Origin of the sequence: Halorubrum sp. GN12_10-3_MGM, assembly GCF_005435235.1 — an archaeon.
Lineage (GTDB): Archaea > Halobacteriota > Halobacteria > Halobacteriales > Haloferacaceae > Halorubrum > Halorubrum ezzemoulense.
On sequence record NZ_SGUB01000020.1, the window covers coordinates 1 to 13,477 of the forward strand.

Annotated in this window: 14 protein-coding genes; 2 read left to right on the top strand and 12 right to left on the bottom strand. The window is 73.9% G+C overall.

The features are described 5' to 3' along the window. Positions 1-169: 169 nt before the first annotated feature. From mtnP to EXE47_RS19020, 12 genes are all read right to left on the bottom strand, one after another. Complete coding sequence (gene mtnP / locus EXE47_RS13605; RefSeq protein WP_094519460.1) at positions 170-1,048, bottom strand: S-methyl-5'-thioadenosine phosphorylase; 879 nt, start codon at positions 1,046-1,048, stop codon at positions 170-172. A 100-nt stretch (positions 1,049-1,148) separates the two neighbouring features. Next, the gene (locus EXE47_RS13610) at positions 1,149-2,147 is read right to left on the bottom strand and encodes a YeiH family protein (protein WP_049931496.1); all 999 of its coding nucleotides are present in this window, start codon (positions 2,145-2,147) and stop codon (positions 1,149-1,151) included. After that, positions 2,144-2,296, bottom strand: coding sequence for a hypothetical protein (locus EXE47_RS18770; protein WP_176454917.1), 153 nt, complete (start codon positions 2,294-2,296; stop codon positions 2,144-2,146). Before EXE47_RS18770 ends, EXE47_RS13610 begins: the two co-directional genes overlap by 4 nt. Before the next feature lie 128 nt (positions 2,297-2,424). After that, positions 2,425-3,093, bottom strand: a complete 669-nt coding sequence (locus tag EXE47_RS13615) for an HD family hydrolase (protein WP_137708435.1) — start codon at positions 3,091-3,093, stop codon at positions 2,425-2,427. Positions 3,094-3,105: 12 nt separating this feature from the next. Continuing rightward, entirely contained in the window at positions 3,106-3,801 is a 696-nt protein-coding gene (locus EXE47_RS13620; RefSeq protein ID WP_049931497.1) for a phosphoribosyltransferase, read from the bottom strand. Between the two features lie 66 nt (positions 3,802-3,867). Beyond that, positions 3,868-4,833, bottom strand: a complete 966-nt coding sequence (gene kdgK1, locus EXE47_RS13625) for a bifunctional 2-dehydro-3-deoxygluconokinase/2-dehydro-3-deoxygalactonokinase (protein ID WP_199237904.1) — start codon at positions 4,831-4,833, stop codon at positions 3,868-3,870. A gap of 97 nt (positions 4,834-4,930) precedes the next feature. Continuing rightward, positions 4,931-5,575, bottom strand: coding sequence for a hypothetical protein (locus EXE47_RS13630; RefSeq protein ID WP_137708437.1), 645 nt, complete (start codon positions 5,573-5,575; stop codon positions 4,931-4,933). Continuing rightward, positions 5,515-6,924 (bottom strand): DUF58 domain-containing protein, encoded by a 1,410-nt coding sequence (locus EXE47_RS13635; RefSeq protein ID WP_137708438.1) that lies wholly within the window; start codon positions 6,922-6,924, stop codon positions 5,515-5,517. Before EXE47_RS13635 ends, EXE47_RS13630 begins: the two co-directional genes overlap by 61 nt. Then, positions 6,921-7,472, bottom strand: a complete 552-nt coding sequence (locus tag EXE47_RS13640) for a hypothetical protein (protein WP_086216739.1) — start codon at positions 7,470-7,472, stop codon at positions 6,921-6,923. Before EXE47_RS13640 ends, EXE47_RS13635 begins: the two co-directional genes overlap by 4 nt. Before the next feature lie 58 nt (positions 7,473-7,530). Continuing rightward, a complete protein-coding gene (locus tag EXE47_RS13645; protein WP_086216740.1) occupies positions 7,531-8,472 on the bottom strand; it encodes a DUF4129 domain-containing protein in 942 nt (313 codons plus the stop codon). 85 nt (positions 8,473-8,557) lie between these two features. Continuing rightward, positions 8,558-9,607 carry an MBL fold metallo-hydrolase gene (locus tag EXE47_RS13650; RefSeq protein WP_137708439.1) on the bottom strand — a complete coding sequence of 350 codons (1,050 nt, stop codon included), beginning with the start codon at positions 9,605-9,607 and terminating at the stop codon, positions 8,558-8,560. A 64-nt stretch (positions 9,608-9,671) separates the two neighbouring features. Next, positions 9,672-10,232, bottom strand: a complete 561-nt coding sequence (locus EXE47_RS19020) for a sensor histidine kinase (protein WP_394338083.1) — start codon at positions 10,230-10,232, stop codon at positions 9,672-9,674. 95 nt (positions 10,233-10,327) lie between these two features. On the opposite strand from EXE47_RS19020, the gene EXE47_RS13660 reads away from it, so the two are divergent. Then, a complete protein-coding gene (locus EXE47_RS13660; RefSeq protein ID WP_137708441.1) occupies positions 10,328-10,705 on the top strand; it encodes a hypothetical protein in 378 nt (125 codons plus the stop codon). 455 nt (positions 10,706-11,160) lie between these two features. Beyond that, on the top strand, positions 11,161-13,449 hold the full coding sequence (gene purL / locus EXE47_RS13665; protein WP_094495415.1) for a phosphoribosylformylglycinamidine synthase subunit PurL: 2,289 nt from the start codon (positions 11,161-11,163) through the stop codon (positions 13,447-13,449). Positions 13,450-13,477: the final 28 nt, after the last annotated feature.

Here is a 13,477-nt window from a genome sequence, read left to right on the forward strand (position 1 = left end):
GCCCCACACCGCTCCCGCACCTCACACCGCCTCCGCACCTCACACCTCCCCAGCCTCGTCGGTCGCCCTCCGCGCTGCTCCGGGCGACCGACTCCCTCGCGCGTGCTCCTCGTGGCCGCCGCTTCGCTCCGGCCGCTCACAGGCACGCGCCACCGCACGGCGCGTCTATTTACAAGTAGTCGCCGAGCAGGGGCTCAACGCGCTCCTTCGTCTCCTCGGGGATCGCCTCCGTCGGCGTGTTGACGGTGCCTTCGAGCGACGTGTGCGCGTCACACTCCAAGTCCTCGGGCAGGGTCCGCACGGCCTCCTCGACGGCGGCCTTGATCGCCGCCTGGTTCTGCTCGGCGTTCTCGAGCACCTCTTCGAGCGTCACCTCGCTGTCCGCCTTCCACACGTCGTAGTCGGTGACGCCGGCGATCGTCGCGTACGCGATCTCGGCCTCGCGGGCCAGCTTCGCCTCCGGGATCGCGGTCATGCCGACGAGGTCCCAGCCTTGGCTCTTGTAGAACTCCGACTCCGCGCGCGTCGAGTACTGCGGCCCCTCGATACAGACGTAGGTGCCGCCCTTCACGACGTCCGTGCCGTCGTCCCCCTCGCCGCCGACGGCGGACTCGGCCGCCTCGGTGAGGTGGTCGACGAGCTCGGGGCTGTACGGGTCCGCGAACGGCTGGTGGACGACGACCCCGTCGCCGTAGAAGGAGAGGTCGCGGTGTTTCGTCCGGTCGTAGATCTGGTCGGGAACGACGAGCGTGCCGGGCGCTAACTCCTCCTTCAGGCTCCCCACCGCGTTCGACGCGAACACGTGGGTGACCCCCGCCTGCTTCAGGGCGTACATATTGGCGCGGTACGGGAGGTCGGTCGGCGAGACGCCGTGGTTCGATCCGTGGCGCGGGAGGAAGGCTACCTCGCGGCCCGTGTCGCCGAACTCGCCGATCGTCACCGCGTCGCTCGGCTCGCCGTACGGCGTGTCGAACGCGACCTCGCGCACGTCGTTGAGGGGGAGCGCCTCGTAGATGCCGCTGCCGCCGATGAATCCGATGGTTCCCATACCCCGAGTGCGCCCGCTCGCTACTTATAAGGAGTGAACGCGGTCGGCGGCCGCGGTCGACGGCCCGGCGCGTCGTCGACGGCTCCGCGGAGAACCCGTCTCACAGCAGCCAGCGGACCGCCGCGAGCGCCACCGCGCTCACGGCGAGGAGGTGGACGAGCACCGCGCCCACGGGCGCGGCGCCCACCGCACGCATGTCGTCGACCCGGATCGAGAGCCCGAGGCCGACGAACGCCAGCGCGAACAGCGCGTCCGACACGCGCCCGATCGACGCCAGCGCGGCCGGCGAGAGCAGCCCGCTGTTGGCGACCGCCGCCACGGCGAGGAAGCCGAGCAGGAACTTCGGGAACTCCGCCCACAGCCGCCGGACGCCGGGGTCGGCGGCCGACCGCGCCGCGTACGCCAGCGAGTACGCGACCGCGACGCCGCCAAGGAGCGAGTTGCGCGCCAGTTTCGTCACGGTCGCCCACTGCCCCGCCTCGGGCGAGTAGGCGAACCCGGCGGCCGCGACGGGGCCGGTCGAGAACATGCTCACGCCCGCCCAGACGCCGAACTGTCGACCGGTGAGGCCGAGCCACTCGCCCGCGAGCGGGAACGCGACGAGCGTCGCGGCGTCGAACAGCAGGATCGTCGCGGCCGCGAAGGTGATCGCGGTCCCGCGCGCGTCCAGCACCCGGCCGATTGCGACGACCGCGGAGACCCCGCAGATGCTCGCGCCGGCCGCCAACAGGGAGGACGTGGGCGACCCGATCCGGAAGAGCCCGCGCGCGACGACCTCCGCGAACAGGAGCCCGCCGGCGACGACCGCCACCACGAGCCCGAGGACGGTCGGTCCCGCGGCGAGGAACTCCTCGACCGCCACCGCCGCGCCGAGCAGCACGATGCCGGTCTCTAAGAACAGCTTGTCGGCGCTCACGCCCGGCTCCGCGATCTCGGGGATCCCGACGGTGTTGCCGAGCCCGACGCCGATCCCGACGGCGACGACGAGCGGCTGGAGGCCGGGGACCGCGTCCGCGACGAGCGTCGCGGCGACCGCGCCGCCCGCGAGCAGCGCGAGGCCGGGCAGGTACGCGCGGACCGCCTCGCCGATCCCCGTCACAGCGCCTGCCCGACGAGGTGCGCGGCGACGATCCCGAGCCCCAGCGCGAGCGCCTGCCAGCCGCGGTCGAGCGCGGTCCAGCGGTCGACGAGGCCGGTTCCGGTCGCCGGGCCGTCTGACGCGACCCCGTCGTCGCGGTTCGATGCCATGGCCCGAATCGGTCCGGCCGACACTTACTGGTGTCGCTCGCGCCGGTGACGGTCGAGCGCCGTCCCGTCGATGGCCTCGCAACCGCTGAACGGTCGGGGTCGCGGGCGCTACCGGACTGCGAGAGCGCTTACCGGTCGCGCGCCGCCCGGTACCGCTCGCGGATCGACGCGAACAGCTCCTCCCCGGCGTCGGTCCGGAGCCGCGGCTCGCTCGTCGCGAAGAACTCGTCGAGGTCGTCGTACTCGCGGAACGCATTGGGATCGCCGCGCTCCGGGTCGTACCGGTCGCCGCGCTCGTAACGCAGGGCTTGGAGGCAGGTGTCCAGCAGGTCGCACTCCTTGACGAGGACCGCCTCCGGCGAATTGCGGGCCTCGTACGCCTCCCACGCGTCTCGCACGCGCTCCGGGAGCGGGCCGGCGAGGTCGCGCATGGCCTCTCGCTCGGCGGCGACCTTCGCCTCGCGATCGACCGCGTCCCCGGCCGCGTCGTCGTCGGCCGTCACGTCGGCCGCCCGCGTCGCCACGTCGCCCGTCTCCGCCTCGGCGACGTCGTGGACGACCGCCAGCCGGAGGGCGCGGTCGCGGTCGACGCCCGGGAGGTCCTCGCGGAACCGGTCCCCGAGCGTCAACACGAGGTACGCGACGCCCCACGAGTGGGCGGCGACGGACTCGGGCTCGTCGACCCCGCGGAGCTGCCACCCCGTGCGCCGCTCGTCTTTGAGCGCGTAGGCGTCGAGGAGGGCGTCGAGCGCCGCGTCGTCTGCGGGGTCAGCGTCGGCGTCGTCTCCGGGGGCCATCGCTCGGTCCGGCTACTCGGCGAGCGCCCACGTCTCGTCGCCGACGGGCTCGGCCACGTCCCGCCGGACCATCTCGTCGATGACCTCGTCGAGGCGGCCGGGCTGGGCGACCTCCATCTCGATCCGGCCGATGCCGTGGTACTCCTCTAAGTAGTGCCGGAGGTCCTCCCGCGAGAACGTCGAGTCGTCGGCGCGCTCCATGGCGCCCTCCGTGAGGTCGATCATGTCTTCGAGGAAGTTCCACGGGTAGACGACCCACGTCCACTGTTCGAGCCGTTCGCCCACGAAGTCGGGCTGGAACTCGGAGGTGCCCAAGAGCTGGAGGGTCGCGGTGCGGACCTCGCCCGCGCCGCGGTCCTCGACGTACTCCTCGGCGCGGCTGATCGAGCCGCCGGTGTCGGCGATGTCGTCGATGATGAGGACGTTCTTGTCCTCCACGCTCCCCTCGGGCATCGGGTAGCGGATCTGCGGTTCGTCGCTCTTCTCGGCCGCCCCCACGTAGTGTTCCATCTTGAGGCTAGTGAGGTCGTTGAGCCCGAGGAAGTCGCAGATACACCGCCCCGCGAACCAGCCGCCGCGGGCGAGGGCGACGACCACGTCCGGCTCGAAGTCGGCCCGCTTCACCGCGTCGGAGACGTTGCGGCAGAGCCCGTAGATGTACTCCCAGTTGGTGAGCGTGCAGTCGAAGTCGTCCGGGAGGTCGCTCATACGGGCGTACCTGCCACCCGCGCGCTGATAAGGGTTTAGCTCCGGCGCTCGCCCCGCGCCGGTCGACTACCGATCGATGCCGCCGCCGCCGGCCACCACGCCCTCGACCTCCCCGGGCGTGACGACGGCGACGTCGCCCGCGACGGTGCGTTTCAGCGCCGCGACCGCGGCCGCCCACTCCAGCGCGGCCGGGAGGTCGCCGCCGTCGATCCGCTTCGCGAGGTAGCCCGCGACGAACGCGTCTCCGGTGCCGATCGCGTCGATCGTTTCCGCGTCGAAGACGCCCTGCTCGTACACCTCGCCGTCGCGCAGCGCGACCGCGCCCTCCGTCCCGCGGGTGACGACGACCGTCTCGACGCCGAACTCCGCGGCCAGTCCGTGCGCGATCGCGACCGCGTCGCCCTCGCGGTCCAGCACCTCGCGGGCGTCCCGCCGCGGGACGAACAGCGTGTCGACGTGCTCGAACAGGCCCTCGTAGGCCGCTCGCGCGGTCTCCGGGTCCCAGAGCTTCTCCCGGTAGTTCAGGTCGAACGAGCGAGTGAGCCCCGCGTCGCCCGCCTCGCGCAGCAGCGCGGCCGCCGTCTCCGCGGCGCGGTCGGACAGCGCGGGCGTGATCCCGGAGGTGTGGAACCGGCTCGCGTCCGCGAACGACGCCGTCGACAGGTCCCCGGGCGTCACCGTCGTGATCGCGGCGTCCCCGCGGTCGTACACGACGTTCGACCCCCGCGGCGTGCCGCCGCGTTCGAGGTAATACGTCCCGACGCGGCCCTCAGCCGGGTCGGTCCACGCCACCTCGGGCGTCACTCCGTGGCTCCGCAGCTCGTTCGTCACTCGGCGCCCCGGCGGGGAGTCCGGCAGCTTCGAGAGCCAGACGGCGTCGACGCCGAGCCGCGACGCGCCGACCGCCACGTTGCTCTCGGCGCCGCCTGCCTGAACGTCGAGCGAGTCCGTCGTCTCCAGCCGCTCGCCGCGCGGGGGCGACAGGCGGAGCATCGTCTCGCCGAACGTCACGAGGTCGGTCACGCCGACCACCCTTCGGTTCGCATACTCGGCCGTCGCCGGGCCAGCACAAAAGCGTCCGCGATCGCCGCGCAGCGCGCGCGGCCCGGTAAACCTGGCGCTCGCACTGTCACCGCAGCGCGGAGATCAGCGCGATACCGCCCGCCAAGAGGAGCGCGAGCGCGGCCACGGGCTGGCCGCCGCCGACCGCGAGCGAGACGCCGTACACGAGGCCGGCCGCGAGCGCGCCGACGAGCAGGCTCGCCCCCGCGTGGACCGCGGCGTTCCGCCGGACCCGAGCGCCCCGTCCGACCTGCTCCCCGAGGCCGACCCCGTGGTCGGCGACGTCCCACGCGACCGCCAGCCCGACGGCGGCGACGAGCAGGGCTTCGGGCGGGGCGCCGCGGTACCCCGCGAGCGCGATCCCCGCCACGCCCGCGGTCGCGCCCCACGTCAGGACTCGCGCCGACCCCCGGAGCGAGCCGCCGAGGAACGCGAGCGCGCCGACCCCGACCAGCGCGCCGCCCGTCGGACTCGCTATCAGCGCGGCGGTCGCCGCGACGCCCGCGGCGGCGAGGCTCGCGACGACCGCGACCGTCGGGGGCCGGGCGTCCGCCTCGTGGAAGTCGGCTGGCGCTTCGGACGCCGACTCGTCGCCCCCCGTCGCAATCGCGGATCCGTCGCCAGTCGTTCCGGGCGCCGAGCCGTCGCCGCTCATCGCGACCACCGCCTCGTCGCGGCCGCGACCGCGGCCGGGAAGGAGTCGTCGCCCCACTCCAGCGCGCGGATCCCGCCCGCCCGGAGCGCCCGGAGCCGCTGGCGGCGCTCGAAGGCGGTCAACCGTTCGCCCGCCGTCTCGGCCGTCGTCGGGTCCGGCGAGAGGACCGTCACGAGGTGACCGTGCGCGTCGACGCGCCGCGCGATCGCCGTCGCGGTTTCGTCGACGAGGGGGGTGAAGAAGAGCACCTGCGCGTCGGCCGGGAGCCGCCGCCGGAACCGCCGGAGCCACAGCGACCGGTAGAACCGGTCGTCGCTCGGCGTCGGCGCCAGCGCGGGGTCGGTCGCGAGCGTCTCGCGCCCGCGGGCCGCGTGGACGGTCCCGCTGCCGGGCGGCAGCCAGCAGTCGATCGGCGACAGCGCCGCGATCCCGACCCGGTCGCCCCCGTCGAGGAGCGCGGAGAACGCCTGTCCCGCGGCCGCGACGCTCGCCTCCACCGCCGTCTCGGCGTCCGGGTCGGCGGCGACGTACGCGGACTCGCGGGTGTCGACGACCAGCACGACCGTCGCGGAGCGCTCCTCGCGTAGTTCGACGGTGGACAGCTCCCCCGTCCGCGCCCGCCGGTTCCAGTCGATCCGCTTGAGCGGATCGCCGCGGCGGTACTCCCGGGTGGCGTGGAACTCAACGCCGGCGCCGCCCACGTCGGTCGGCACCCGACCGTGGTGGACGGTCGTCAGCCCGCGCAGCGGGAGGTCGCCGCCGGCGGACAGCTCCGGCGTACAGGCGATCGCGGTCGGCGCGTCGAGCGCGGTCGTGCGCTCGCGGGCGCCGGCCGCGTCGCGGGTGATCGCCGTCAGCGGCTCCCACTCGTGGTCGCCCCGGGCCGCGCGCACCGTGTACTCGAACGTCACCGCCGTCCCGGGTCGCAGCGCCGTCGCGACCCGAGCGGGGCCGTCGACGACCGCCAACCCCGGCGGGACCCCGTCGACGAGCCGGAGGTCCGGCAGGGCCTCCTCGCCGACGTTCTCCGCCCGGACGGTCACGCTGACCTCGTCGCCCGGCTCCGGGGCCTCGTCGCTCACCGTCCGCGTCACCGCGAGCGCCGGCGCCGACGCGTCGCCCGCCCGCGCGTACACCGCGTACCCGGCGCCCACCGAGCCGGCGAGCACGAGCGACGACTGCCGGACGAGCACGCCGAGGCCGACCAGCGCCAGCGCCGCCCCCGCCACCCCCAGCCAGCGCTCCGTCTCGATCGCTCGGCGGTGTTCCCGGTCGCTCGGAGCGCCGGCGGATTCAGTCTCGGTCGCGTCGCGGTCGCGTCCGACCGCGTCGCCGTCTCGTCCGGTCGCCTCACCGTCGGTCGATGCCGGCTCGGACGCGGCGGCGCCGCTTGAGGGGTCGCTCACGCCGCACCCCCCTCTATCCGCTCGATCTCGCCGATCGCGGCGCGGAGCCCGTACCAGTAGTTCGACCGTCCCCGGACCCCGGCGGAGAGCCGGACCCGGACGGGATAGGCGGTCCGGGTGTCGAAGAACGCGGCGGCGGCCGCGTCGTCCGTCCACGTCCCGTCGTCGACGGCCGTCGCCGCCGCCTCCCGCGAGCAGTTGCGGTCGCGGGCGACGGCGTCCACGGCGACCTCCCGGACCCGGTCGCGGAGGGCGCGACGGTTCCGGTAACCCCCCGGCGCCGGACTGGCCACGCGGGCGATCCGCTCGTCGAGGTCGGCACCGGGCACCGCGGCGGGCGCGCGCCGCTCCGGCTCTCCGGTGTCTGTCGGCATCCGCCGGCGGTCCCGACGCGCGTTCGCGTATCGAATCCCCTGAACCACGCCGAGGACGCCGATCAGCGTGACGACCGCCGACGTGGGGGAGAGGACCGACGCCACGCCGCGGTCGAGCGCCGCGAGGATGCCGACGGCGACCGCCAGCACTCCCGCGACGGCGAGCGGCCGCACTACCGACCACCACCGTCGGTTCCCACCGTCTCGCCCGCGCTCTCCGTCAGAGCGCGCGTCACGAGTCGCCTCCGTGCCGCTCCTCGATCCGACGCAGCGCCTCGACGGCGCGGCGCTCCCGGTCGTCGGTCGCGTCCTCGCCGCCGTATCGGACCCGCTCGAACACCTCGGTGAGCGCGGTCACCGGCTCCTCGGCGACGCCCGCGTCGACCGCGGCGGCCGCGAACTCCGCGGGCGTCGAGGAGTCCGGCCGGTCGACGTCGAGGACGTCGGTCATGTCGCGCCACGCGCGGTACACCTCGTTGTCCGCGTCCGAGGACTCGATCCGGTCCGCGACCTCGCCGGCCGTCCGCCCGACCGCGGCGAGGTCCGGCGGCTCCTCGACCGGTTCGTCGGTCCGGTCGCCGCCGCCGTCCGCCTCGTCGTCGCCGCCGGCGAGGAGCAGCGCGGCGACGCTCGCGATCACCGCGGCGACGACGACGACCGCGAACAGGATCTGCGGCGCCGACGCCGCGCCCTCGCCGCTGCCGAGCCCGCCGCCGGCCGCGCCGGTCGACAGTAACTCCGTCCCGTTGCTGCCCATCCCGAGCGAGGTGGAGACGTTCTCCGCGACCGACCGGCACGTCGACAGCACCCAGAACAGGACCGCGATCGGGGCGCCCATCACGCCGGCGACGGCGACGCTCGCGAACGGCGACCCGGTGTCGCGATAGGTGACCCCCGCGAGCAGCGTCAGGCCGACGAGCAGCGCGATCACGGCGGGCGGCTCCCTGAGGAACGGCAGACAGAGCCCCGGCGCGGAGAAGTCGCCCGCCTCCCCCGACGACGTGAGGACGCCGGGGTCGCCCGTGTCAGATCCGACGCTCGGGGCGTCTCCGCCGCTCCCGCCGAACCCGCCGCCGCCGGTGTCGACGGCGGTGTCCAGCGTCGCGGCCGCGACGCCGAGCGCGACGAGGGCGAGGAGGGCGACCGCGACCGCGACGAGGGCGTCCCGCTTCACGTCCCGGACTACGCCGGCCGCCGGGAATAGCTTTCGGCGGCGGTCGGTTTCGGGGTCGCGCCGGAACGCCCCCGGTTCTCTCCGCCTACGCGTCGTCGCTCCCGTCGACGACGTCGTCGAGCGGCGTCGTCGGGAACAGGGCGCCGACGTCGGGGTCGGGGTCGACGAGTCGGTAGGCGGTCCCGTCGGGCTCGACGACGCCGGCGTCGGCGAGGTGGTCGAGGTGCGAGAACGCCTCGCCGGGACCGTGGAGGACGTGGATGTCCTCCAGCGAGCCGAACAGCGCGGCCGACACCTCCCACGCGGTCGCCGGCCCCGAGTTGTCGAGGACCCCGATCACCCGGCGGGTCCGGTGCCGATGGTGGTCGAGGATCGTCGCCGCGCGGCGGCTCGGCTCGTCGATCCGCTGACGGTGCCCCGGATGCGCGGCGTCGAAGTCGCGGTCGACGATCCGCGCGAGGCTCTCGGCGTAGGCCGCGAGCGCACCCTCGACGCGGATGTCGGCGCCGCCGACGTTGGGGGTGTACTTCGGGAGCAGCGCGTCGCCCGTGAACGCCTCCTCGGTCGCGTCTTCGCCAGCGATGGGGTCGTGGTCCGACACAGCCCGCGGGTCGAACGCGAACCCGGAGAGTCCCGCGGTGTGGCCGGGAAGGTGGAGGGCTTCGAGTTCGACGCCGCCGGCCTCGATCGCGTCGCCGTCCGCGAAGGTCGTCACGTCGGCCGGTCGCCCCGAGAGGTCCACGCTGACGGCGTCGAAGAACTCGGTCAGCCGCTCCTGGTCGGCGGCGGGCATCCCCCACCGCTCGAACGTCTCGCGCTGGAGGTCGCGGTCGGCGAACAGCGGCGTCTCCGTTCCGTCGACGAGGCCGGCGTCGGCCTCGTGGACGTACACGTCGGCGCCGCCCTCGGCCTGGACCTCGCCGGCGAGTCCCGCGTGGTCCGGGTGCCAGTGGGTGAGGACGACCGCGTCCACGTCGCCGAACGCGTGCCCGTACTCGGCGAGGCCGTCGGCCAACTCCTCGCGGACCTCGGGGAGCGCGACCCCGGTGTCGACGAGCGCCGTCGTCTCCCCGTCCAGTAGGTACACGTCGTTTTCGCCCTCGAAGACGGTGTTGCCGAGCTGAATCCGTTTCACACAGCCACGTCGGCTGCCGGGCATTTCACCGTTTCCACCGCCGGCTCCCGCCCCGGCGGCGCCGTCACTCGATACCGACGCCGGTGAACTCGGAGCGCGCCCCGCCGTCCGGACCGTCGGTGACGCGTACTGCCCAGCCGTGCGCCTCGCCGACCCGCTCGACGATGGCGAGGCCGAAGCCGGTCCCGTTCGAGTCGGTCGTGTGGCCGGCCTCGAAGACCTCGCCGCGCTCGTCTTCGGGGAGTCCGGGGCCGGCGTCCGCGACGTAGAACCCGCCGTCGAGGTCGCCGACGGTGACCGTCACGTCCGCGCCGCCGTGCGAGACGGCGTTCCGCAGGAGGTTCTCCAGCACCTGTTTGAGCCGACTACGGTCCGCGCGGACCGTCGCCGTCGCCTCCGCGCGCACTGTCGCGTCCGCGGTCTCGACGCTCCGCCAGCACTCCTCCGCAATCGCTCCGAGGTCGACCGGTTCGAGCGACTCCAGTATCGTCTCGTACCGTCCCAGGTCCCGCGCTCGACGGTCCGGGTCTCGGTCGCCCGTCGCGTTCGATCCCCCGTTCCGGGCGGCCGATAATGAACCGTCGCTCGGCGTCGGCGAGTCGAGAGACGAGCGTCGGCCGGTCAAGCGACGGGCGTCGGCGGGTCGGTCGCTCGGGGGTAGCGGTACCGGTCGCCGGAGCGATCCGTTGAGGCTTTGCTTCTGCCGCTCTTTCCGATCCCATGGAGTATCAACCGGGCGTGTGTAACATCGGACCGACACAGCAGCGACGGCGGCTCCTCCTCGGCGTCGGGTCGCTCGCGCTCGCGGCCGCGTTCGTCGCGGCGGCCGTCTCGTTCGCGTGGCCGCGCTGGTCGCTCATCCTCTCCGTCTTCCCGCTGTACGGCGCCGCGATGGGCGCGTTACAGTACCGCGAGCGGTTCTGTATCGGCTTCGCCGGCATCGGCGTCTTCGACGTGGGCGGGGGGACGAGCGAGATCGAAAACGAGGAGGCGCTCGCCGCCGACCGCAGGAAGGCGGTCAAGCTCAACGCGAAGGCGATGGCGCTCGCCGCGGCCGGGACGGTCGTCGTCTTCGCCGCGGTGACCGTTCTGGCATAAATCTCGCTCGGCGTTCCGGCCGTTTAGTTATAACCAGACCACTCTGGCTAAATCGCCGTCGGCAGACCGACGACGAACACTGCTGACGATCCGGCCGGTCATTCGTGACTGATTGCCGGCGGATCGGTCGTGGGAACCTCCTCGAAAGCTCCACCCGCTCGGCTATAGATCGTTGCGGCCGTGAGAGCCTCCTCCAAAGCCCAGCCTCCCGGCTGCCCCTTTGAGTCCCACTCCGCACAGCCCCGCACCTCACACCTCCCCAGCCTCGTCGGTGGTCCTCCGCTTCGCTTCGGCCCACCGACTCCCTCGCGCGTGCTGGCTTCGCGGCCGCCGGTGGCGGCCGCTCGCAGGCACGCGCCTCCGAGACCGCTAACTGTGCGGGATCCCGCTCGGGGTATCACCACGAACGTGCGTATAGAAAAGCATTAGAACCGGCTCGATGACCACGTAAGTGAATGAGTCTGTCCGATGCGGACCACGAGCTCGTGACCGCGGAGCTCGGCCGCGAGCCGACGGCGGCGGAGGCCGCGCTGTTCGAGAACCTCTGGAGCGAGCACTGCGCGTACCGCTCCTCGCGGCCCCTCCTGTCGGCGTTCGACAGCGAGGGCGACCAGGTCGTGGTCGGCCCGGGCGACGACGCCGCGGTCCTCGCGCTGCCCGAGCCGGACGCGGCTGACGACCCCGCGGCCGAGCGCGACGCCGACGACTACGGCGACACCTACGTCACCTTCGGCGTCGAGAGCCACAACCACCCCTCCTTCGTCGACCCGTTCGACGGCGCCGCGACGGGCGTCGGCGGCATCGTCCGCGACACGATGAGCATGGGCGCGTACCCGATCGGCCTCCTCGACTCGCTGTACTTCGGCGGCTTCGACCGCGAGCGCTCCCGGTACCTCTTCGAGGGCGTCGTCGAGGGCATCTCCCACTACGGCAACTGTATCGGCGTCCCGACGGTCGGCGGCAGCGTCGCCTTCCACGGCGGCTACGAGGGGAACCCCCTCGTCAACGTCGCCTGCGTCGGCCTCACGAACGAGGACCGACTCGTCACGGCGACCGCACAGGAGCCCGGGAACAAGTTGGTCCTCGTCGGGAACGGCACCGGCCGCGACGGGCTCGGCGGCGCGTCCTTCGCGAGCGAGGACCTCGCCGAGGACGCCGAGACCGAGGACCGCCCCGCGGTCCAGGTGGGCGACCCCTACGCCGAGAAGCGCCTGATCGAGTGTAACGAGGCGCTGATCGACGAGGACCTCGTCCGCTCGGCCCGCGACCTCGGCGCGGCCGGCCTCGGCGGCGCCTCCTCTGAACTCGTCGCGAAGGGCGGCCTCGGTGCGCGGATCGACCTCGACGCGGTCCACCAGCGCGAGCCGAACATGAACGCCACCGAGATCCTGCTTGCCGAGAGCCAGGAGCGGATGTGCTACGAGGTCGCCCCGGACGACGTCGAGCGCGTCGCCGACCTCGCCGAGCGGTTCGACCTCGGCTGCTCGGTCATCGGCGAGGTGACCGACGGCAACTACGTCTGCGAGTTCGCCGGCGGCGCGGACGGCGAGGGCGGCGCGGACGCCGACGGCGCGACCGACCGCGACCCCGAGACCGTCGTCGACGCGCCCGCCGAGTTCCTCGCGGACGGCGCGCCGATGAACGACCTCGAAAGCGAGCCGCCGAGCGAGCCCGACCGAGACTTGCCCGCCGACGAGCCCTCGCTCGACGAGGCGGTCGCGGCCGTCCTCTCGGCCCCGTCCACCGCGAGCAAGCGCTGGGTGTACCGCCAGTACGACCACGAGGTCGGGACGCGCACGGCCGTGAAGCCCGGCGACGACGCCGCGCTGCTCGCGGTCCGCGAGACGGAGCCGACCGACGAAGCGAGCGAAACGGCCGCCTCCGCCGACGGCGTCGGCCTCGCGCTCGCCTCTGGCGCGAACCCGAAGTGGACCGCGGTCGCGCCGTACGAGGGCGCCCGAGCCGTCGCCCTCGAGAACGCGACGAACCTCGCCGCGACCGGCGCGGTCCCGCTCGCCGCGGTCGACTGTCTCAACGGCGGCAACCCGGAGAAGCCCGACGTGTACGGCGCGTTCGAGGGGATCGTCGACGGCCTCGCGGACGCCTGCGCCGCGCTCGACGCGCCCGTCGTCGGCGGCAACGTCTCCCTGTACAACGACAGCGTCGAGGGGCCGATCCCCCCGACGCCGACGCTCGCGGTGCTGGGCACGCGGCGCGGCTACGACGCCCCGCCCGCCGCGCTCGACGCCGACCGCGCGGCCGACTCCGTGCTTCTGCTGGTCGGGTCCGGCGGCGACGCGCTCGGCGGCTCCGAGTACCTCGCGCACGCCGGTGGCGGCGACCGGTTCCCGACCCTACCCGACGAGTCCGGGGCGGCCGACGACCTCGGGGGCCTCGTCGCGTCGCTCGCGGCCGCCGCCCGCCACGAGTCGACGCTCGCGGCCCACGACGTGAGCGAGGGCGGGCTCGCGGTCGCGCTCGCCGAGCTCGTGACCGACGACGCGGGCGTCGACGCGACCCTCCCGGACCGCGTCGCGGCCTTCGACGAGACGCCCGGCCGCCTGCTGGTCCAGACGACCGAACCCGAGGCGGTCGCGGCCGCGGTCGGCGACCTTCCCGTCTTCCGGCTCGGCGACGTGACGACCGACGGGGCCCTCTCGCTCACCGTCGGCGACGAGTCGGTCGCGCTCTCCGCCGCGGCGGTGCGGGACCACCGCGACGTGATCGAGCGCGAACTGGCCTGAGCCGTCGCTGTGCGCGCGGTGAGCGGCG